Here is a 21,035-nt window from a genome sequence, read left to right on the forward strand (position 1 = left end):
TCGGAAGAATTTGCTACAGGCTGGCGGGGCGGTCGGGAACGGGTGAAATCGGCCGCGTGGCCGACGGAGCCGGTGTGCGCCGCGGAGCGGCGTACGGCGGGATGGCCGCCTCGCCCGCAGCCCGCCGCAGGACGTCCTTGAGCATGTCCGGGGTCAGGCGGCCGGTGAAGGTGTTGCGCTGGCTGACGTGGAAGCAGCCGTACAGGGTGACAGGGCCCGGGGCGTCGGGACCCGCGCCCGTCTCCGGGGGCACCGCGCGCTCCAGCGTCACGCGCGCACCGTGCGCGAACTTCGGCCGCGGCCTGGGCAGCCGCCAGCCCGCCTCGGCGAACGCCGGCAGCGCCGCCTGCCAGCCGAACGCCCCGAGGACCACCACCGAGCGCAGCCCCGGCGCGAGGATGCCGAGCTCCCGCACGAGCCAGGGCCTGCACGTGTCCCGCTCGCCCGGCGTGGGCTTGTTCTCCGGCGGCGCGCAGTGCACCGGCGACGTCACCCGCACCCCGCGCAGCGTCAGGCCGTCGTCCAGGGACACCGCCACCGGCCCGGAGGCGAGCCCGACCTCGTACAGCGCGCCGTAGAGCACCTCTCCGGAGCGGTCGCCCGTGAACATCCGGCCCGTCCTGTTGCCGCCGTGTGCCGCGGGAGCGAGCCCGATGACCAGCAGCGAAGCGTCCGCCGGGCCGAATCCGGGCACGGGTCGCGACCAGTACGTCCAGTCGGCGAAAGCGGCCCTCTTGACCCGCCCCACCTCCTCCCGCCACGCGACCAGGCGCGGACAGGCGGCACATTCCGTGACGCGTGCGTCCAACTCGGCAAGCGGGAGATCCATGCGTCCACGCTAGATCGTGCGCCAGGGGAGCACTCCGGCGGCCCACCGCCGCGATTGATCGGGAGCGGCCTGGGCACCCGGGTCGATGTTGCTCATGTTGCCCAAGTTTGTGGAGGGACCGCCGGATGGTGGACAGCACCTTGCCCCTGCTCAGCCGGGGATACGCCTGGCTCCCCGATCTGAGCCGCCGCAAGGGCCCCGGGCCTGTCCGCACCAGGCTGCTCGGCAAGCCCGCGGTGGCGCTGCGGGGCCCGGCCGCCGTCACGTTCTTCTACGACGAGCAGCACGTACGGCGCCGGACGGCGCTGCCGGAACCGGTCCTCAGCACGCTCTTCGGCCAGGGCGCCGTGCACACCCTCGACGGGCAGGAGCACCGGACGCGCAAGGCCCTGTTCATGTCGCTCCTCAAGGACGCGGCGGGTGTCGCTGCACTCGCCGAGCAGGTGGGCGAGGAGTGGGACCGGTCGGCCAAGGAGTGGTCGGGCCGGTCCGGCGTCTCGCTGTTCGACGAGGTCAGCGTCCTGATCACCCGTGCCGTGTGCGCGTGGGCGGGGGTACCGCTCGGTGCGGGGGGTAAAGGGGGTGCAGGGGCGGCAGGGTCGCGTGGGGCTGCCGCTGCGCGGGGCTTGGCGGACCCCGACGACCCCGCCCCCGAGGAGTCGGAGGCGCGCGGGACCGCCCGCGACCTGGTGACCATGGTCGACGGTTTCGCGACGGCGGGGCCCCGGCACTGGCGGGCCCGGCGCTCCCGGCGGCGGCAGGAGCAGCGGCTGGCCCTGCTCGTCGAGGAGCTCCGCTCGGCCGACGGCGAGCGCTCCCGTACCGGTCGCCCCGCCACCGCGGTCGAGGCCGTGGCGGCGCACCGCGACGCGGACGGCGAGCTGCTCGACCCGCGCACCGCCGCCGTGGAGATCCTCAACATCATCAGGCCCACCGTCGCCGTCACCTGGTACACCGTGTTCGGCGCCCACGCGCTGCACCGGCACCCGGCACTCCGGGAGCCGTTGGCCAGCGACCGTTCGGGGTACGCCCGCGCGTTCGCGCACGAGCTGCGGCGCTTCTACCCCTTCGCGCCGTTCGTCGCCGGGCACGCCCCCGCGGACGTGGAGTGGCACGGCGAGCCCATCGAGGAGGGCACCCTCGTCCTGCTGGACCTCTACGGGCAGAACCACGACCCAGAGCTGTGGAACGAGCCGTACGTGTTCGACCCGGAGCGGTTCACCGGCCGCGAGCCCGGCCGTGACGAGCTGGTCCCGCAGGGCGGCGGGGAGGCGTCCGAAGGCCACCGCTGCCCGGGCGAGGACATCACGCTGGCCGTCCTGGGCACCCTGCTCCCCCGCCTCGCGCGGCTCGACTACCGCGTGCCCGAGCAGGATCTGCGCATCCCCCTGAACCGGATGCCGACCAGGCCGCGCAGCGGCTTCCAGATCACCGACATCTCGACGAAGTGAGGACAAACATGCATCACGAGCGCGATCACGAGCACAAGGGCGGACAGGCGTCCGCGGCCGGGCGCACGTCGCACGAGCACGCCGAGACAGCGGCCGAGGAGGTCTTCGACGAGGTCGAGGACGCGGAAACGCGGCCGGCCGGTACCGAGCGCGACAAGAAGAAGCGCGAGCGGAAGGACGGCGAGGCGGGAGACGCGCTCACGCCGAGCCCCACCGCGCAAGAAGACGCCCGGCACGACCACTGAAGGTGCGGCCCGGGCCGGGGCACGGGACGATCGTACGGAAGGATGTGAGGCCATGGCGCGCGCGGCGCTGTTCGACGTCGACGGGACACTCGCCGACACGAACCATCTCCATGTCGTCTGCTGGTGGGAGGCGTTCCGTCAAGCGGGACACCACGTGCCGACGCACGACATCCACCGCTCCATCGGGCTCGGTTCGAACGACCTCATCGACCATCTGCTCGGTGACGACCGCGACCGGTCCGCGGACGAGGACATCAGCACCGCGCACAAGGTCCTGTACGCCACCTGCTTCGAGCGGCTGCCCGCACTCGACGGCGCCAAGGAACTCCTGCACGCCTTCGACGCCCGCGGCTGGCGCGTCGTCCTCGCGACCTCGGCGGGCGGCGCGGAGCTGAAGGCCCTGCGCCGCGCCATCGACGCGGACGACGTCATCGCGGGCGTCGCGAGCGCGGACGACGTCTCCTCGGGCAAACCGGCTCCCGACCCCGTGCGGCAGGCCCTGGACATCGCCGGGTGCGAGCCGCACGAGGCGCTGTTCGTCGGCGACACGGTGTGGGACATGCAGGCGGCGCGCCGCGCCGGCGTACGCGCTGTCGCGGTCCTCTCGGGAGGCATCCCGCGCCGGGACCTGGAGGCGGAGGGCGCCGCGGCCGTCTACGCCACGCCCGCGGAGCTCCTCGACGACCTGGACGACCTGGAAGCGTCCCTCACGGACAGAACCGGCTGAGGGCACCCCGGCCCCGCCCGTACCCGCGGCGCCACTCCCCCTTCCCCCGACCTTCCCCCGACCCCTCCACCGGCCACACCCCCTGGCTTGCACCCCCCTGGCCTTCACCCCCGAAGAATCAGAAAGGTCCATCCCCGCCATGCACGTTCTGTCCTTGGTGTGCACCCTCAACGCATCGCCCACCCCCTCCAGCAGCCACGTGCTCTCGGACCAGGTCCTGCGCGAGTTCGAGAATCTGGGCGCCACGAGCGAGACGATCCGTGTCGCCGACCACCAGGTGTCACCGGGCGTCGATATCGACATGGGCGGGGGCGACGAGTGGCCCGCCCTGCGCGAGAAGGTCATGCGGGCCGACATCCTGCTGCTCACCACGCCCATCTGGCTCGGCCACCCCTCCAGCATCTGCCAACGCGTCCTCGAACGCCTCGACGCCGAGCTGTCGGAGACGGACGACGAGGGGCGGCTGTCCACGTACGGCAAGGTCGCCGCCGTCGCGGTCGTCGGCAACGAGGACGGCGCCCACAAGGTGAGCGCCGACCTGTTCCAGGGCCTGAACGACGTCGGTTTCTCGCTCGCCCCCAACGCGGTCACGTACTGGGTCGGCGAGGCGATGCAGGGCACCGACTACAAGGACCTCGACTCCACCCCCGACGAGGTGGCTTCCGCCACCCGCGCCCTGGCCGTCAACGCCCATCACCTGGCCGGACTCCTGTCCGCCAAGCCCTACCCGCCCTCGTGAACCTTCCACCCCGCCCGGCTCCCCCGTCAGCCGCCGCACGCATGATGTCGGCGCGGCGGGAGACCCGGGGCCATGACAGTCCACCGCACCGCAGGAGGCACCCATGCGCGCACTGACGTGGCACGGAAAGCGAGACGTCCGTGTCGACACCGTGCCCGATCCCGTGATCAAAGAGCCGACGGACATCATCGTACGGACGACGTCCAGCGGCATCTGCGGCTCCGATCTGCATCTGTACGAGGTGCTCGGGCCCTATCTGGACGTCGGCGACATCCTCGGACACGAGCCGATGGGCATCGTGGAGGAGGTCGGTGCCGATGTCACGGAGCTGGCGGTCGGCGACCGGGTCGTGGTGCCCTTCAACGTGTCCTGCGGGCACTGCTACATGTGCGACCTCGGCCTGCACTCCCAGTGCGAGACCACCCAGGTCAAGGAGCGCGGCACGGGCGCCGCACTGTTCGGCTACACCAAGCTCTACGGCCAGGTCCCCGGCGGCCAGGCGGAGTTCCTGCGGGTCCCGTTCGGCAACGACCTGCCGATCAAGGTGCCGCACGGCCCGCCGGACGACCGCTACGTCTTCCTCTCCGATGTGCTGCCGACGGCCTGGCAGGCGGTCGAGTACGCCAACATCCCGCCCGGCGGCACCGTGACCGTCCTCGGCCTCGGCCCGATCGGGGCCATGGCGGCCCGGATCGCCCTGCACCGCGGGGCGAGCCTCGTCGTGGGCGTCGACCTGGTGCCCGCCAGGCTGAGCAGGGCGCACGAGGACGGCGTGAAGGCCCTGGACCTGCGGCGGTACGGCAAGAACCTCGGCGACGCGGTCCGCGACCTCACCCAGGGGCGCGGCACCGACGCCGTCATCGACGCCGTCGGCATGGAGGCGCACGGAGCGCCGATCGCCAAGGCCGCGCACTGGGGTGTGGGGCTGCTGCCCGACGCCGTGGCGGAGAAGCTCATGGACCGTGTCGGCATCGACCGGCTGCACGCCGTCTACTCCGCCATCGACATCGTCCGGCGCGGCGGCACCGTCTCGCTGTCCGGTGTGTACGGGGGTGCGGCCGATCCGCTGCCGCTGCTCACCATGTTCGACAAGCAGCTCCAGCTGCGCATGGGCCAGGCCAACGTCAAGCACTGGGTGGACGACATCCTGCCCCTCCTGACGGACGACGACCCGCTCGGCGTGGACGGCTTCGCCACCCACCACGTACCACTTGAGGAGGGCCCCGCCGCGTACCGGACCTTCCAGGCCAAGGAAGACGGAATGATCAAGACGCTCCTGAGGCCGTAGCGCCGAGAGCCGCGGCGCCCCGATCCGTGGCGCCGCAAGCCGCAGCGACCGGACGAGGAGACCCCGGACATGCGTACGACACGTTCCCCGCAAACCCTGTCGGAGCACTCCGCCCTGGTCACGGGCGGGTCGCGGGGTCTCGGTCTGCTCATCGCCGACCGCCTGGCCGCACGGGGCTGTACCGTCACCCTGGCCGCCCGTGACGCCGCCGAACTCGAGGGCGCCCGGGCCAAGTTGCAGCGGCGGCACCCCCGGGCGGTCCTCCACACGGCCCCGTGTGACGTCCGCGACCAGGAACAGGTCAGGGCCGTGCTGCGTACGGCGCACGAGACGAGCGGCGGCCCGGACATCGTCGTCGCCAACGCCGGGATCATCCAGGTCGCGCCGCTCGAATCGATCGGCGCCGAGGAGTTCCGGTCGGCGATGGACACGATGTTCCACGGCGCGCTGCACACCGCGCTCGAAGCCCTGCCCTACCTGAGGGAGAGTCCGCACGGCGGGCGCCTCGCGCTCATCTCGTCGGTGGGCGGGCTCATGGGGGTGCCGCATCTGCTGCCGTACGCGTGCGCCAAGGCCGCGACGGGAGTGCTCGCGGAGGGGCTGAACGCCGAGACGGCCGCGGACGGTGTCACCGTGACGGCCGTCTACCCCGGCCTGATGCGCACCGGCTCGCATCTGCACGCGCGGTTCGGCGGCGACCGCGGCAAGGAGTACGGCTGGTTCTCGACGCTCGCCGGGGCGCCGCTCGTCTCCATGAACGCCCAGCGCGCTGCCGAGCGCATCGTCCACGCCGTGGTCCGGCGACGCACCCGCCTCGTCCTGACGCCCCTGGCGCGCGCCGCGGGCCTCGCGCACGGCGTGGCGCCCGCGGCGACGACGCGCCTCAACGGCCTCTTGGCCCGGCTGCTCCCCGAGGGAACCGGGACACGGGAGCCCCTGCGCGAGGGCAAGGACATCGCGCCGCCGCAGGGTGCCGTCACCGGGCGGGTGCAGGCCATGGGCAGCGCCATGAACGAGACGGCTGCGGACGCGTACAACGAGCGATCCGACTGATGGTCCGTCCGGGCGGGACACGTGGGCGGGACGCGCCGCGTCGGTAGCGGTAGCGGCACGAGCGCCGACACCGGCACCCGTGTGCCAGCATCGGTCCATGGCCACCGGGGCGGGTTCCTTGGACTCAGCGTGTCGGGCGGTACCGGAGGTGGCGGCTCGGGTCGGCGGTGCGGCCGAACTGGGCGCGGCCAGACCACTGCGCCCCCGGCGCTCCCCGTTCCCTCCCGTCATCGTCGTCATCGGCGCGGACGACCGCGTCACGGGCATGACGTCGACGGGCGCCGATCCCCTGCCCGGGCCTCGAACTCCAGCTCGTATGTGCGGGCCGCGTCCGTGCCGCCCGCGCGACCCCGACTCCCCTCCGCCGCTGCCGCCGCCTGCGGCAGACGCTCGTACGCATCCCGGGACATTCGCGTCCCAGCAGGTCAGGGGCTTGGGAATCCCGAATTGAGGGAAGTGGGCGGGTTGTTGTTGTGGGAGGTTCGCCGGTCACCGCAGACTCGTGGCACACCCCGCCGGCCACGTTGCCCGCGGGGTGACCAGGAGGGGAGGTGAGGGTCCCTTCGCCGGCACGGGGGGCCGGCGAAGGGCCGCTCGGCGGAGGGATATTCGGCACCTGCCGGCAGATGGATCCCGGCACCGGGCCCGCACCTGCACCCCGAGCCCTGAGCCCAGAGCCCAGAGCCCAGAGCCCAGAGCCCCAGGGCAACGCCGAGACCTCTGGAACGGTACGCGCGGGTGAGGTTAGGCTCACCTGCATGAACCATCCTGTGTCCGATCCCGCGGCCGATACCGGCGACCACCCCGACTCCCCCGGCGCCTTCGCCCGGTTCGGGCTCCCCGGGACGCCCGGGACCGAGGAGTTCTGGGCGGCGGCGGGTGCGCCCGCCTCCATACCCGCCGCAGACGGCGGGTGGGTGACCCTGTTCCTGTGGCGCGGGTCCGCGGCGCGCGTCGGCTTCGAGAGCTGGTCGGAACCGGTGTCCCTGAGCCGCTTCGGCGACACGGACTGCTGGTTCGCACAGGTGCCGATGCCCGCACGGCTGCGTGTCACGTACCAGTTCCTCGTAGCCGACACGGACGACACAGCCGACACAGCGGACGCGGCCGGTGCGGCCGGTGCGGGCGGCACCGCGTACGCCGACCCGTTGAACCCAGTGGGCGCCGGAGGCGACCGGTCCATCGTCGCGACCCCGGACGCCCCGGCCCAGCCGTACTGGCCCGCTGTCGGCGCCGACGACGTGCTCCCGCTGCCGGGCACCCGGTTGCGCTGGGCGAGCGAGCGCCTCGGCGGGCGGCGGACCGTGCGGATCCATCCGGTGGGCGGCGGCGGGCCGGTGGTCCTGCTGCTCGACGGGGACGACTGGCTGCACCTGCACCCGGCCATGACCGCCTTCGACGCGGCGGTCGCCGACGGCGCGATGCCTCCCGTGACCCTGGTCTTCCTCCCCGCCAAGGACCGCGAGGCCGAGTTCACGTGCAGGCCCGAGCTGTGGGAGGCGGTCCGCGACGAACTCCTGCCGCTGGTCGCGGAGTCCGGGGTCCCCGCCGACCGTGACCGCCTCGTCGTGGCCGGGCAGAGCCTCGCGGGGCTGAGCGCCCTGTACGCCGCCATCGAGTTCCCTGGCCTGGTGTCACGCGTCGCTTGCCAGTCGCCTTCGTTCTGGTGGGCGCCCGGCGTCATGGACCTGACGGACCCACTGGGCGGGCCCGTCGGCGGCGCGGTCGCGGAGCGGTTGCGCGGGGGCGCCGATCTTTCGGGGCTGCGGGTCGCGTTCGACGTGGGCGAGCACGAGGCGCGGATGCTGCCGCACTGCGGCCTCGTCGAGGATCTGGCCGGGCGGGCCGGTGCGACCGTGCGGGTGTCCCGCTCGGCGTCCGGCCACGACCGTGCGGGCTGGCGGCACGCGCTGCTCAGGGATGTCGCCTGGGCGCTCGCCTGACCGGCCCGTCACGGCGTGGCCGCACCGCCGGTTCCGCTCAGCGGGCGACCGCCCGGCAGTAGCCCTCGTCCGTGGCGAGCAGATGCCGGTGGGTGTCCTCAGCCGTGATGGCCCCCTCGTCCAGGACCAGGACCCGGTCGGCGACGTCCAGGAGGGCCGGGCTGCTGGTGAGGACGATGGTGGTGCGGCCACGGCGCAGCTGCGCGACCTTGCGTGCGATGAGCTGTTCGGTGACCGCGTCGACGGCCGTCGTCGGGTCGTGCAGGACCAGGACCTCGGTGTCGGCGGCGAGGGCGCGGGCCAGCGAGAGGCGTTGGCGCTGCCCGCCGGAGAGGTTCGCGCCCCGGTCGCGGACGGCGTAGTCGAGTCCTTCCCTGTGGAGGGCGACGACATCGGTCAGCATGGACGCCTCGACGGCCTCGGCGACGGAGCCGCTGGTGCCGGAAGGGTCGATGTTCGTACGGAGCGTGCCCGCGAAGATCTCCCCGTCGTAGGGGTTCACCAGCATGTGCTCGCGGACCGCCGTCACCGAGAGGTCCGCGAGTTCCTGCCCGCTGACCCGCACCGTCCCCTCGTAGGCGTGCGGGGGCACCTTGGCGGCGAGGATCGCCGCGAGGTCGGCCGCAGCGTGCGGCTGGTAGGCGGCGATCGCCACGAACTCACCGGCGGGCACCTTGAACTTCAGCTTGCGCAGGCCGCCGTGGCGGACGCAGTCGACCTCCAGGTCGCCGCCCGCCGCCGGGCGCTCGGGACCCGGGGTCATGACCGGCGGGGCACCGAGGACCAGAGCCATCCGCTCGGCGGACGCCCGCGCGATCATCACGTACTTGGGCATCTCCGAGAACATCTTCAGGGGTTCCATGATGAACTGCGCGAGCCCCACGGCCATGACGAGGTCGCCGATGCTGATCTGGCCGGTGAACGCCAGCCAGCCGGCCGTGAGGGTCACGGCGGCGGCGAGGACCGCGTTGAGGGCGAGGGCGGTGCCGGCGTACGCCCCGTTCACCTTGGCGACGGTGATCGCCTGGTGCTTCGCCTCCGTGCTGACCTCGCGGTAGGACCGGAACGCCGCGTGGTTGCCGCCGAAGCCGTGCAGCGGGCGCAGACCGTTGATCAGGTCGGCGACCTTCGCGCCCGCCCGCGCCACCCGCGCCTGCTGTTCCTGGGTGCTGGCGCCGATCCGCTTGGACATCACGCTGAGGACCGACAGGATCGCGACGGTTCCCACGATCACCAGGAGGCCGAGGCGGAGGTCGGCGAGGCCGAGTGCGACCGCCGCGACGAGGACGGCGACCAGCGAACTGACCAGGAGCGGCACGACCTCGACGATGTCGGCGGTCTGGTCGGCGTCCTCGGTGGCGATGGTCAGGACCTCGCCGGACTTGAGGTCGACGTCCCTGGCGACCGGTTGCAGGCCGCAGCCCGCGACCCGTACCCGCCAGCGGTGCGCCTCGGTCGTGTTGGCCTTCTGGAGGATGCGCATCCCGAACCGCCACGACAGCGACACCGTCGTGATGATCACGGCGAGCGCGCCGATGGACAGGGCGAGCGAGCCGAGGTTCCGGTCGTCGCGCATGGTGTGTTCGACGATCAGTCCGAGTGCGATGGGGAACGCCGTCTCACCCGCCTGGTACAGGCCCATGAGGAGCGTGCCCCAGACCATGGCGCCGACGTTGCGGCGCAGTGCGGTGCGGAGGATGTCGGACCCCGGGCGGGGCCGCTGCGTGTCAGGAGTTGTCATCGAGATGGCGGGCAATCGCTTCCGGGGTTCGCAGGGTGAACAGGTCTCGGATCGTGAGGACAGGACCGAACTCCCGGCGGAGCAGCCCGACGAGGCGCACCGCCAGCATGGAGTGCCCCCCGAGGGACACGAAGTCGCTCACCGCGCTCACCTCGTCATCATCCAGGTCCAGTGCCTCGGCGAAGTACTCGCACACCACGGTCTCGGTCCCGGTCTCGGGACCGCGCTCCCCCGCGGTGGTCAGCGCGCCGAGCGGCTTGGCCTCCGGCAGCGCCTTGGTGTCAGCCTTCCCGTTGACCGTCAGCGGGATGCTCTCGACCTGCGCGTAGTGCGTCGGGCGCAGGAAGTCGGGCAGGCCCGCGCCCACCTCGGCGGCGACCGCCGCCAGGTCGGCGCCGTCGATGACGAGGTAGGCGGCCAGCCGGTAGGAGCCGTCGACCTGCGGGTCCGGCTGTGCGACGGCGGCGGCGAACCGCACGGCTCGGTGCGCGGCGAACGCGGCCTCGACCTCGCCGAGTTCGACGCGGTGCCCGCGGATCTTGACCTGCTGGTCGGTGCGGCCGAGGTACATCAGGTTGCCGTCGGGCCGCCGGATCACGAGGTCCCCGGTACGGTACATGCGCTCGCCGGGCGTGCCGAAGGGGCACGCCACGAACCGGTGGGCGCTCTGCGCGGGCCGGCCGAGGTAGCCGCGCGCGATGCCGATGCCCGCCACGTACAGCTCCCCGGGCACGCCGTCGGGCAGGGGCCGCAGCCACGGGTCGAGTACGTACACCTCGGTGTTGTCGATGGGCACGCCCACCACGGGGTCCTGGCACTCGAAGGTGCCGACGCCGAGGGTGTTGATGGTGTATTCGGTGGGCCCGTACAGGTTGTAGCCGACCGTGCCCTCGGTCGCGGCGAGCCGCTGCCACAGCGTCGGCGTGACGGCCTCACCGCCGAGCAGCACGAGTGCCGGGCGCCGCCGCGGGTCGTCGAGCAGGCCCTCGGCGGCGAGCTGCTGCGCGTAGGTCGGGGTGACGTTGACGACGTCGATGCCGTGCTCGGCGCAGTACGCGACGAGGCCGGGTGCGTCACGGCGCAGTTCCTCGTCGCAGATGTGCACCTCGTGGCCGTCGGCGAGCCAGAGGAGTTCCTCCCACGACATGTCGAAGGCGAACGACACGGTGTGCGCGATGCGGAAGGTCCGGTGGCCGTGCTCGGCGAGGACCGGTTCGAAGATGCGGCGCTGGTGGTTGATCAGCATGTTGGTGAGCCCGGCGTACTCGGTCACCACACCCTTGGGCTTCCCTGTCGACCCCGAGGTGTAGATGGTGTACGCGGGGTGCCGCAGACGGTCCGGGTCGTCCGGTGCGAACGTGACGAACGGTTCGGCCGCCGGCAGGGGCCGGTCGAGCTCGACGAGGTCGCCGGGTCCGACGAGGTCCCCGGTCAGGCGGGGTGAGACGGCGCTCACGGTGAGGATCGCGTCCGGCCGTGCGTCGGCGACGATCGCCGCTATCCGCTCGTCGGGGTGGTCGAGTTCCAGGGGTACGTACGCGGCGCCGACGCGCAGCACGGCGAACAGCGCGACGATCGAGTCGAGGGAGCGCGGGAGCGCGAGCCCCACGGTCGTCTCGGGCCCGAGGCCCCGCCCGGCGAGCACTCCCGCCACCGCGCGGCTGCGGTCCCGCAGCTCGGCGAACGTCAGGGTCGCGCCGTGGGCGACGAGCGCGACGCGCTCCGGGGCGCGGTCCGCGGCCCGGTCGAAGCGGTCGACGACGGTGTCCGTGCCGACGTCGGTGCGCCCGGCCGCCTCGGGCGGCTGCCCGAGGCCGGGCAGCGCGCCGAGGGGTCCCGTCGACCCGGCCAGGTCCTCCAGGACGCGTACGTAGTCGTCGAGGAGGCGGTGGGCGTTCGCGGTGTCGCCGTCGCGGTGCTCCAGCTTGACGGTGAGCCGCTCGCCGGGGGTGACGACCCAGGTGAACGGGTAGTGGGTGGAGTCGTCGGCCCGTACCGACGTGATGCCGTGCCGGGCGTTCATCTCGGCGAACGCGTCCATGTCCAGGAAGTTCTGGAGCACGAACAGGTTGTCGAACAGCGTGTCGTGGCCGCTGGCCCGCTGGATCTCGCCGAGCCCCAGGTGCTCGTGGTCCATCGCCTCGACCCTGGCCGTCTGCACGGCCGTCAGGTACTCCTGGACGGTGTCGGCGGGCCGTGGCCGCGTCCACTGGGGCACGGTGTTGAGGAGCACGCCGACGATGTCGGCGAGGCCCTCGCCGTCGCGACCGGAGACGGTCACGCCGAACACGGCGTCGCTGCGGCCCGTGTGGGCGCCGAGCAGCAGCCCGAACGCGCCGGTGAGGACCGAGTTCAGGGTGACGCCGTGCGCCTTGGCGGCCGCCCGCAGCAGGTCGGACTGTTCGACGGTGAGCGCCCGCACCAGGGTGCCGGGCAGTCCGTCCGACAGCGCGGGGGCCGGGCCCGCGAGGAGCGTCGGGCCGGGCAGGCCCGCCAGGTGCGCGGCCCAGAAGCGCTCCGAGACGGCGGGGTCCTTGGCGGCGAGCGCCCGGGCGTGGTCCTCGAAGCCCGGCGTGGCCGGGGCCGTGTCCACCGGCTCGCCCGCGACGACCGCCCGGTAGGCGTCGAACAGGTCCCGCAGCACGATCTCGCGGGACCAGCCGTCCCACAGGAGGAGGTGATAGCTCAGGAGCAGACCGTCGTGGCCGTCGGGCAGCCGCACCACGGTGAGGCGGATCAGCGGCGGTTGACCGGTGTCGAAGCCCGTGTCCCGGTCCCGGATCCGCAGGGCGGCCACGTCCGCCTCGTCCGTCAGCTCGACGGTGCGCACGTCGACGCGCCGTCCTGCCTTGAGGACCTGGACCGGGTTCCCGTCGTCGTCGGTGCCGAAGCCGGCCCCGACCACCGGGTGCCGCGCGATGACGTGCGCCATCGCCGCGGCCATGGCGTCGGGGTCGAGGCGCCGGTCGAAGGTGAACCAGCTCTGCGCGACGTAGTGCCCGGCCCGGCCCGCCAGCTGCGCCTGGAAGTACAGGCCGCGCTGGAGCGGGGTGACCGGGGCCGTGCGCTCGGCCGTCGCGGTGGCGGCCGCGAGGTGCTCGACGGCGGCTCGCCAGTGCTCGGTGATCTCGTCCGGGACGCCGTCGGCGAGGGTGAACGCCGCGTGCAGGCTGCCGCTGTCCGCGTCGGTCCAGGCGTTGACCTCGACGGCGTACGGGCTGCCCCGGTCGCCGCCGGTGAGGTGCGGGGCCTGGGACTCCTCGCCGCGGCCGAGGTAGTTGAACAGGACCTGCGGGCGGGCGGAGAGCAGCGGTGCCGTCTGCGGGTTGAGGTACTTGAGCAGCCCGTAGGCGAGGTGCGCGCGCTCGTCCGGCTGGCGTTCGGCGACCTCGCGCGCCGCCGCGACGGGGTCGGTGTGCGCGGTCAGGCGCACGGGCGCGATGGCGGTGAACCAGCCGACGGTGCGCGTGTAGTCGTGGTGGGCGAGGGCCGGGACCCGGCCGTGCCGCTCCAGCTCGACCGCGAGGTCGGTGGGTGTGCCCTGTACGCGGGTCAGCGCGGTGCGCAGCGCGCCGCACAGCAGCTCGGTGAGTCCGACGCCGAGCGCGGCGGGGGCGGTGCGGGTCACGAGGTCGCTCACGTCGGGCGCGAGGACGACCGTGGTCTCGCGCAGCGCGCCCACGGCGGTGTCCGGCAGCAGTGCGGGGGCCCGGAGTGTGCTCGCCCAGTGCCCGATGTCGTCGGCCGCCCGGGCCGCCTGGAGCGTGAGGGCTTCGGCGTACTCGGTGTACGACGTCGTGGGCGGGGCCAGGCTCTTCCCGCTCATGGCGGTGGCCAGGTCGTCGAGCAGGATGAGCCAGGAGACGGCGTCGACGGCGATGTGGTGCGCGGTGACGACCAGGGTGCGGTGCGGCTCCAGCCAGGTGAACGCGATGACGTCCCCGGACTCGGGGTCGAGGCGTCCCGCGGCTTCGTCGGCCACCGCGGTGGCGTCGGTCGCGTCCGTACGGGCGACGGTGACCTCGCGGGCGGGTTCGGTGCGCAGGGCCCAGACACCGTGCTCGGTACGCAGCCGCAGGCGCAGCGCGGGGTGGGCGGCCACGACGGCGTTCGCGGCGCGCCGGGCGTCGGCGAACCCGGTGCCGTCGGGGGCCAGGAGGGTTCGTGCCTGGGCGAACCGGTGGAGGGTGCCGCCCAGTTCGCGCTGGCGCAGGATGATCGGTGTGGGCGGGAGCGGGCCGTCCTCGTACCGGGTGGCCGCGGGTGCCGCCGGGGCCTGCGGGGCCCGTGTGGCCAGGTGCTCGGCGAGCCCTCGCGGGGTCCTGAACAGGAACATGTCCCGGGGCGCGATCGCTAGTCCGAGCGCGCGGGCGCGATTGATCACGGTGATGGCGACGATGCTGTCGCCCCCGGCCCTGAAGAAGTCGGTGTCGCCGTCGATGTCGGCGCCGGGCAGCGTCGCGGCGAAGATCTCGACCAGCGAGTCCAGTACGGGCCCCGTGCGGGGCGCGGGAAGCTGCGCGTCCGGCCCCGACGCGCCCGCACCGGCGGACACACCGGCGCCGACCGCGGCCTGCTCGGCCCGCTCGGCCTGCTGGGCCCGCTCGGCCAGGGCCTTGCGGTCCAGCTTGCCGTTGACGGTCAGCGGCAGCGCGGCGGCCGTCAGGACACGGCTCGGCACCATGTGCACGGGCAGCCGCGCGGAGAGCAGTGCGGCGAAGTCGGCGGGCGCCCGGCCCACGACGTGGGCCACGAGGTGGTCAGCGCTGTCGGCGACGGTGACGGCCGCGTCGACCACGCCGTCGAGGTCGCGCACCGCGGACTCCACCTCGCCGAGTTCGATGCGGAAGCCCTTGAGCTGCACCTGGTCGTCGGCGCGGCCGGTGAACTGCAACTCGCCGTCGAGCGTACGGCGGGCGAGGTCGCCCGTGTGGTACATGCGGGAGCCGTCGGCCGCGAACGGGTCCGCGACGAACCGGCCCGCGGTGAGTCCTGCCCGGCCCAGGTAGCCGAGCGCGACCTGGTCGCCGGCGACGTAGATGGCACCGACGCGGCCCGGCGGCACCGGCCGGAGCCGGTCGTCGAGCAGATGCGTGACCAGGCCGGGGATCGGGCCGCCGATGGGGCTGACGTCGTCGGCGTCGTCGAAGTCGGCGTCCGTCAGGACCCGGTGGGTGACGTGCACGGTGGTCTCGGTGATGCCGTACATGTTGACGAGCTCGGGCGCGGCGGTGCCGTGCTCCCGCACCCAGCCGCGCAGCCGTCCGAGGTCGAGGGCCTCGCCGCCGAAGATGATCCTGCGCAGCGCGGTGGCGGGCGCGCCCGCGTGCCGGTCGGCCTCGATGAACTGGTAGAACGCCGACGGCGTCTGGTTGAGTACGGTCACCCCGCGCTCGCGGACCAGGCGGTGGAAGTCGACCGGGGAGCGGGTCAGCGCGTACTCCGGAACCAGCAGCTCGCCGCCGTGCGCCAGCGCGCCCCACAGCTCCCAGACCGCGAAGTCGAAGGCGTACGAGTGGAACTGGACCCACACGTCGTCGGGGCCGAACTCCATGGCGGGCCGGGTGCGGGCGAGCAGCGTGACCACGCTGGAGTGCGGGACGACGACGCCCTTGGGCCTGCCGGTGGAGCCGGAGGTGTAGATCACGTACGCGGGGTCGTGCCAGCCGGGCTCGGGCGCGGGTGCGGCCGTGGCCTGCGGCAGGGCGTCCCCCTGGACGAGCACACGGGCCCGAACGCCGGCCCGGTCGAGGAGTCGCGTGAACCGGTCCCGCTGTTCGCCGTCCACGAGGACGACCTGCGGGGCGGCGTCGGCGAGTATGTACTCCAGGCGTTCGTCGGGGTGGGCGAGGTCGAGGGGGACGTACGCGCCGCCCGCGCCGACGATCGCGACCAGGGCGGTGACCTGCTCGACGGAGCGCGGCACGGCGACGGCGACGCGCCTGCCGGGGCCGACCCCGGCCGCGCGCAGGGCACCGGCCAGGTCGTTCTTCGCGGCGGCCAGTTCCCCGTAGGTGAGCGACCTGGTGTCGCCGTCGAGTCCGCACTGGGTGACGGCGGTGGCGGCGGGGTCGCGCAGGGCGGCGGCGTCGAAGAGGGCACCCAGGGTCGTCGGGGCGACCTGGTCCTGCCGCGGGTCGCTCGCGGCCGCCAGTTCGTCGATCCGGGCGTCGGGCCGGGTGAGCAGGCCGGTGAGGATGCGGGCGAAGGTGTGCAGGATCGTTTGCGCGGTCGTCTCGCCGAGGAGTGCGCCGTCGTGGATGAGGTTGAAGCGCGGACGGCCTTCCAGGGTGCGCTCCACCACCAGCGTCAACGGGTAGTGCGGGGCGCCCTCGTTCACGATGTCGGTGATGACGAGCGTGTCGTCGGGCCGCCGCAGGGCCCGGACGTCGGTCGCGACGTCGAAGACGACCAGGGTGTCGAACAGCGGGCCCGCGCCGGCCTGGCGGCCGATCCTGGCCAGGGAGACGTGCTGGTGGGCGAGGACCGCGCTCTGGTGGGCGCGCACCGAGGCCAGCAGGTCACCGGAGGTGTCGCCGTCGGCCCAGCGGGCGCGTACGGGAACGGTGTTGATGAACAGGCCCACCATGTCCGCGATACCGGGCACGTCCGCGTCACGCCCGGACACCGTGGAGCCGAACACCACGTCCCTGGCGTGCAGGATGCCGCCGAGCGTGACCGCCCAGGCGCTGTGCACGGCCACGCTCAGCGGCACTCCGGCCGCGCGGGCGGCCGCGTCGATGTCGACGCCGTCGGCTTCCACCGCGGTGTCGGCGAACCGCTCGGAGGGCGTGTGTCCCTCGGCGACCAGGGAGGCGGCGGGCAGTTCGGCCAGTTCCTCGCGCCAGACCCGGTCGCTCTCGTCGTCGTCGCGTGCGCCGAGCCAGCGTACGTAGTCGGCGAAGCCGCCGAGCGGGTACACGGTGCCCGGCGCGTGGTACTCGGCGAGGAGCGCGCGCAGCATCGGCGGCACCGACCAGCCGTCGGCGACGATGTGGTGCACGGTCTGCACCAGGACGTTCCTGCCGGAGCCCGCGCGGACGAGGGTGTAGCGCATCAGCGGCCCGGTGGCCAGGTCGAAGCCCGCCCTGCGGTCCTCCTCGGCGTACGCGCGGATCTCCGCGTCGGTGATGCCGGGGCGGTCGAGGGTGGTGAAGGGCGCCGCCACGCCGCCGTCGAGGACGGAGACGACCCGGCCGTCGGCGAGGGCGACGAAGCGCGCGGCGAGGTTCGGGTACAGCGTGAGCAGCCGGGTGGCCGCCGCCGCGAGGCGGTCGGCGTCCACCTCGCCGTCCAGCGTGAGGAGCTGCTGCTCGACATAGGCGCCTGCGGACTCGTCGTCGAAGACGGAGTGGAAGTACAGGCCTTCCTGGAGCGGGGTCAGCGGCAGGACGTCCCGCAGCGCCGGTCCTTCCAGGGCGTCGACGTCGGCCTGGGTGAGGGGCACGAGGGCGAAGTCGCTGGGCGAGTGGCCGCCCCGGTCGAGCGCGGCGAGGCCGGTCAGGGCCTCACGGAAGTACGCGCCGATGGTGGTGATGTCCTCGTCGCTGAACATCCCCTCGGGCCAGGAGATGGTGGTGACCAGCTCGTACTCGCCGCTCGCGGAGGGCGCACCGCCCGCGGCGGGCACACCGCTCGCGGCGGGTTCGGCGATCGCGTTGAACTCCAGGACGCGCGGCAGGCGCATGGCGGGGTCGCGCTTCTCGCCCAGTTGCCCGGTGGTGTGCGCCAGTTGCCAGTCGCCGGGGGCGCCCGCGTCGAAGCGGCCCAGGTAGTTGAAGAGGACCTGCGGTGCGGGGGCGTCGAACGCGGTGTCGGCCAGATAGCGCAGGGCGCCGTAGGAGACGCCGTTGCTCGGGACCCGGGCGAGGTCTTCCTTGACCGCCTTGAGCGCGGCGGCGAGGAAGGCGGGCGCGGTCGGGCCCGCGCCCCGCGCGGGGGTGCCGGGGTCCACGGTCACCGGGAACAGGGTGGTGAACCAGCCCACGGTGCGCGACAGGTCCGGCTCGAAGCCAGCGGCGTCCGCCACGAACTGGCCCTCGCGGCCGTGGCCCTCCAGCTCGATGTGGGCGAACGTCTGGTCCTGCCCGAGGTCGCGGCGCCACCGGGCGAGGGAGACGGCGAGCGCGGTGAGGAGGACGTCGTTGACGCCCGCGTGGAACTTCGCGGGTATCTCGCCGAGGAGGGCCGACGTGACGTCGGCGCCGACCGTCACGGTGCGGGTCCGCTCGCGCGCGACGGTGTCCCTCTCGCCGAGGGCGCGCCTGCCGATCGGCTGGTCCGCCCCTGGCAGCGGCCGCTGGAAGTAGGCGCGGTCGGCGTCGCACCCGGCCCGGCCGAGCAGTTGTGTCCAGCGCCGGAAGGAGGTGCCCACCGGGGGCAGTTCGATGGGTGCGCCCTGCGCGTGCTGCCGCCACGCGGTGGCCAGGTCCTCCATCAGGACCCGCCAGGACACGCCGTCGATCACCACGTGGTGGGCGACGAGCACGAGTTGGCGCGCCGCGCGGCGCCAGACGGCGCGCAGCATCACGCCGCCCGCCGGGTCCAGGCCCTCGGTGGCGAGCGCGACGCACTCGTCGAGCGCCCTGTCGCTCTCCTGCCACGCCACGGCTGCCCCGTCCGCGCCGGGGATGTCGAAGCTCCAGCGGGTGCCGCGCACCAGCTTGGCGCGCAGCATGTCGTGCCGGGTCGCCAGGGCGGTCAGGAGCGCGTCGAGGGCGTCGGCGCTCAGGTCCGCCGGGGTGTTGAGGACCACCGACTGCACGAAGCCGTCCACGGCGTCGGTGGTCTCGCCGAGCCACTGCACGATGGGCGAGCCCACGACCGCGCCGGTCGCGGTGTCGCCGTGGTCCACGGTGGCGACGTCCTCCCGGCTCGCCACGGCGGCCAGGGCGCCCAGGACGCTGTTGCTGAAGATCTGCCGTGCGGTGACGAAGAGTCCCGCGTCGCGCAGCGCGCTCAGGAGCGAGATGGCCAGGATGCTGTCGCCGCCGAGCTGGAAGAAGTCCTGGTCGGCGCCGACTTCGTCCAGTTGGAGGAGCGCGGCGACCGTAGCGCACACCACGCGTTCGTTCTCGGTGGCGGGCGCGACGAGCGCGCCGGTGCCGACGACGGGCTCCGGCAGGGCGTTGCGGTCGAGCTTGCCGTTCGCGGTGAGCGGGAACTCCGTCATCACGACGACGTGGGCGGGCACCATGTACTCGACCATGTGCGCGGCGGCCCACGTCTTCACGTCGTCCGCCGTCAGGTCCTCGCTCCCCGCGGCCGGGATCACGTATCCGACGAGGTAGGTGCCGCCCGCCGCGTTCTTCTTCGCGACGACGCAGGTGTGGCGTACTCGGGGGTGCTCGGCGAGACCGGCTTCGACGTCCTCGATCTCCAGGCGCATGCCGCGGATCTTGATCTGGTTGTCGGCGCGGCCGAGGAAGTCCAGGGACCCGTCGGGGGCGAACCGGGCGAGGTCACCGGTCCGGTAGAGGCGGGACCCGTCGGCGGCGAAGGGGTTCGCCACGAACCGCGACGCCGTCAGGCCCGGCGCGTTGACGTAGCCGCGGCCCAGCAGGAACCCGCCCACGTACAGCTCGCCGCCGACTCCGACGGGGACCGGGCGCAGTTCGTCGTCGAGGACGTACAGCTGGGTGTTGGGGTTGGCCCTGCCGATCGATGTCGACAGGCGTTCGGCGGCGCCCCGGTAGACGACGTGGGAGACGCCGATGGTCGTCTCGGCCGGGCCGTAGCCGTGGTACATGGGGATGTCGAGGCGGGTGCGGAACCTCTCGTACAGCTCCGGGGTGAGGACCTCGCCGCCGCACCACACGTGCCGCAGGCTGTCCAGGCGGCCGGAGTCGCCGGCGATCTCCAGGAGGACGTCCAGCATGGACGACACCAGGTAGGTGAAGGTGACGCGCTGTTCGGCGATCACGCCGATGAGGTGGTGCGGGTCGCGTTCGCCGCCGGGCCGCAGGACCACCAGCCGGCCGCCGCAGACCAGCGGCAGGAAGATCTCGTTGAGGGAGATGTCGAAGGACAGCGGCGCCTTGAAGAGCGACGCGTCGTCGTGGCCGAAGCCCAGGATCTCGTCCACCTGCCACAGCAGGCGTTCGCTGATGGCCTCGTGGCGGATCATCGCGCCCTTGGGCCGCCCGGTCGAGCCGGAGGTGAAGATCACGTAGGCCAGGGAGTCGCCGGGGATGCCGACCCCGGTCCCCTCGGTGGGGCGAGAGGCGTACGGCCAGGCGTCGAGGTCGACGGCGAAGGCTTCCGGTTCGCCCGGTTCGTGGGCGCCGGTGTCGTTGAGCTGCGCCACGATGCGGGCGTCCTCGACGACGAGGGCGCGGCGGGCGGCGGGCCACTGCGGGTCGAGCGGCACGAAGGCGCAGCCCGCCCGGAGCACGCCGAGCAGGCCGATCACCATCTCGGCGGAGCGGCCGAGGGATATGCCGACCACCTCTTCGGCGGCGAGGCCGCGTTCGAGCAGGTGGTGCGCCAGCTGGCTGGAGAGTTCGGCGGCCTGGCGGTAGGTCAGTGTCCGGCGCTCGTCGACGACGGCCACCGCGTCCGGGCGGGTCCGCGCCTGTTCGAGGAACATCTCCACGACGGTCGGGCGGACCCGGTCCGCCGCGGTGTCGTTCCACCGCGCCAGGGCTTCGAGGCGTGCCGCCGCGTCACAGGGGCCGATGGTGCCGAGCGGCCGGTCGGGGAAGTCGGCCAGGTCGTCCAGGGCGCGCTGCGCCTCGGCGGGGTCGACGCCCTCCGGCACGGTGATGCTCAGGCCGTCCGCGGCGGGCCGCCAGGCGCCGGGCGCGGTCCCGCCGTTGTCGACCCAGCCGAGGACGTCGGCGAACAGGGTGCCCGCGGTGAGGTCGATGCCGCTCGGGCCCTCGCCCGCCGCCCAGTACGCGAGGCCGATGGCGCAGGCTTCGACGAGGGTCCTGTCGGAGTAGTCGCCCGTACGCCGGCGCACGTCGGCCAGGCGTTCGGGGGTGAGCAGTACGAGACCAGCGCTCGATTGCGTCATCG

The 21,035-nt window shown here is 73.4% G+C and carries 10 protein-coding genes; 7 read left to right on the forward strand and 3 right to left on the reverse strand.

All coding sequences use genetic code 11. The annotated features are described in order from the left end of the window. Positions 1–13 precede the first annotated feature (13 nt). Positions 14–829 carry a uracil-DNA glycosylase gene (locus ACH4DX_RS15900; RefSeq protein ID WP_398155496.1) on the reverse strand — a complete coding sequence of 272 codons (816 nt, stop codon included), beginning with the start codon at positions 827–829 and terminating at the stop codon, positions 14–16. 125 nt (positions 830–954) lie between these two features. On the opposite strand from ACH4DX_RS15900, the gene ACH4DX_RS15905 reads away from it, so the two are divergent. From ACH4DX_RS15905 to ACH4DX_RS15935, 7 genes are all read left to right on the forward strand, one after another. Continuing rightward, on the forward strand, positions 955–2,280 hold the full coding sequence (locus tag ACH4DX_RS15905) for a cytochrome P450 (RefSeq protein WP_398155497.1): 1,326 nt from the start codon (positions 955–957) through the stop codon (positions 2,278–2,280). Between the two features lie 8 nt (positions 2,281–2,288). Beyond that, a complete protein-coding gene (locus ACH4DX_RS15910) occupies positions 2,289–2,525 on the forward strand; it encodes a hypothetical protein (RefSeq protein ID WP_398118882.1) in 237 nt (78 codons plus the stop codon). A 52-nt stretch (positions 2,526–2,577) separates the two neighbouring features. After that, positions 2,578–3,252, forward strand: a complete 675-nt coding sequence (locus ACH4DX_RS15915; protein ID WP_398155498.1) for an HAD family hydrolase — start codon at positions 2,578–2,580, stop codon at positions 3,250–3,252. A 139-nt stretch (positions 3,253–3,391) separates the two neighbouring features. Continuing rightward, positions 3,392–3,991: a flavodoxin family protein gene (locus ACH4DX_RS15920; RefSeq protein ID WP_398118878.1), complete on the forward strand. Its 600-nt coding sequence runs from the start codon at positions 3,392–3,394 to the stop codon at positions 3,989–3,991. 103 nt (positions 3,992–4,094) lie between these two features. Continuing rightward, a complete protein-coding gene (locus ACH4DX_RS15925; protein WP_398118876.1) occupies positions 4,095–5,279 on the forward strand; it encodes an alcohol dehydrogenase catalytic domain-containing protein in 1,185 nt (394 codons plus the stop codon). Between the two features lie 69 nt (positions 5,280–5,348). After that, positions 5,349–6,332 (forward strand): SDR family NAD(P)-dependent oxidoreductase, encoded by a 984-nt coding sequence (locus ACH4DX_RS15930; RefSeq protein ID WP_398155499.1) that lies wholly within the window; start codon positions 5,349–5,351, stop codon positions 6,330–6,332. 758 nt (positions 6,333–7,090) lie between these two features. Beyond that, on the forward strand, positions 7,091–8,275 hold the full coding sequence (locus ACH4DX_RS15935; protein WP_398155500.1) for an alpha/beta hydrolase-fold protein: 1,185 nt from the start codon (positions 7,091–7,093) through the stop codon (positions 8,273–8,275). A 37-nt stretch (positions 8,276–8,312) separates the two neighbouring features. Here ACH4DX_RS15935 and ACH4DX_RS15940 read toward each other — a convergent pair whose 3' ends face one another. Both ACH4DX_RS15940 and ACH4DX_RS15945 read right to left on the reverse strand, forming a co-directional pair. Next, complete coding sequence (locus tag ACH4DX_RS15940; protein ID WP_398155501.1) at positions 8,313–10,016, reverse strand: ABC transporter ATP-binding protein; 1,704 nt, start codon at positions 10,014–10,016, stop codon at positions 8,313–8,315. Further along, entirely contained in the window at positions 10,003–21,033 is an 11,031-nt protein-coding gene (locus ACH4DX_RS15945; RefSeq protein WP_398155502.1) for an amino acid adenylation domain-containing protein, read from the reverse strand. The genes ACH4DX_RS15940 and ACH4DX_RS15945 overlap by 14 nt, the downstream gene beginning before the upstream one ends. Positions 21,034–21,035: the final 2 nt, after the last annotated feature.

Origin of the sequence: Streptomyces sp. NPDC017940 (assembly GCF_044328435.1) — a bacterium.
In the GTDB taxonomy this organism is placed as follows: Bacteria; Actinomycetota; Actinomycetes; order Streptomycetales; family Streptomycetaceae; genus Streptomyces.

Bases quoted from the DNA above. Each gene is read 5' to 3' on its own strand.
- ACH4DX_RS15900 (WP_398155496.1), bottom strand. From the start codon at position 829: ATGGATCTCCCGCTTGCCGAGTTGGACGCACGCGTCACGGAATGTGCC.
- ACH4DX_RS15925 (WP_398118876.1), top strand. From the start codon at position 4,095: ATGCGCGCACTGACGTGGCACGGAAAGCGAGACGTCCGTGTCGACACC.
- ACH4DX_RS15915 (WP_398155498.1), top strand. From the start codon at position 2,578: ATGGCGCGCGCGGCGCTGTTCGACGTCGACGGGACACTCGCCGACACG.
- ACH4DX_RS15945 (WP_398155502.1), bottom strand. From the start codon at position 21,033: ATGACGCAATCGAGCGCTGGTCTCGTACTGCTCACCCCCGAACGCCTG.
- ACH4DX_RS15905 (WP_398155497.1), top strand. From the start codon at position 955: ATGGTGGACAGCACCTTGCCCCTGCTCAGCCGGGGATACGCCTGGCTC.
- ACH4DX_RS15940 (WP_398155501.1), bottom strand. From the start codon at position 10,016: ATGACAACTCCTGACACGCAGCGGCCCCGCCCGGGGTCCGACATCCTC.
- ACH4DX_RS15920 (WP_398118878.1), top strand. From the start codon at position 3,392: ATGCACGTTCTGTCCTTGGTGTGCACCCTCAACGCATCGCCCACCCCC.
- ACH4DX_RS15935 (WP_398155500.1), top strand. From the start codon at position 7,091: ATGAACCATCCTGTGTCCGATCCCGCGGCCGATACCGGCGACCACCCC.
- ACH4DX_RS15930 (WP_398155499.1), top strand. From the start codon at position 5,349: ATGCGTACGACACGTTCCCCGCAAACCCTGTCGGAGCACTCCGCCCTG.
- ACH4DX_RS15910 (WP_398118882.1), top strand. From the start codon at position 2,289: ATGCATCACGAGCGCGATCACGAGCACAAGGGCGGACAGGCGTCCGCG.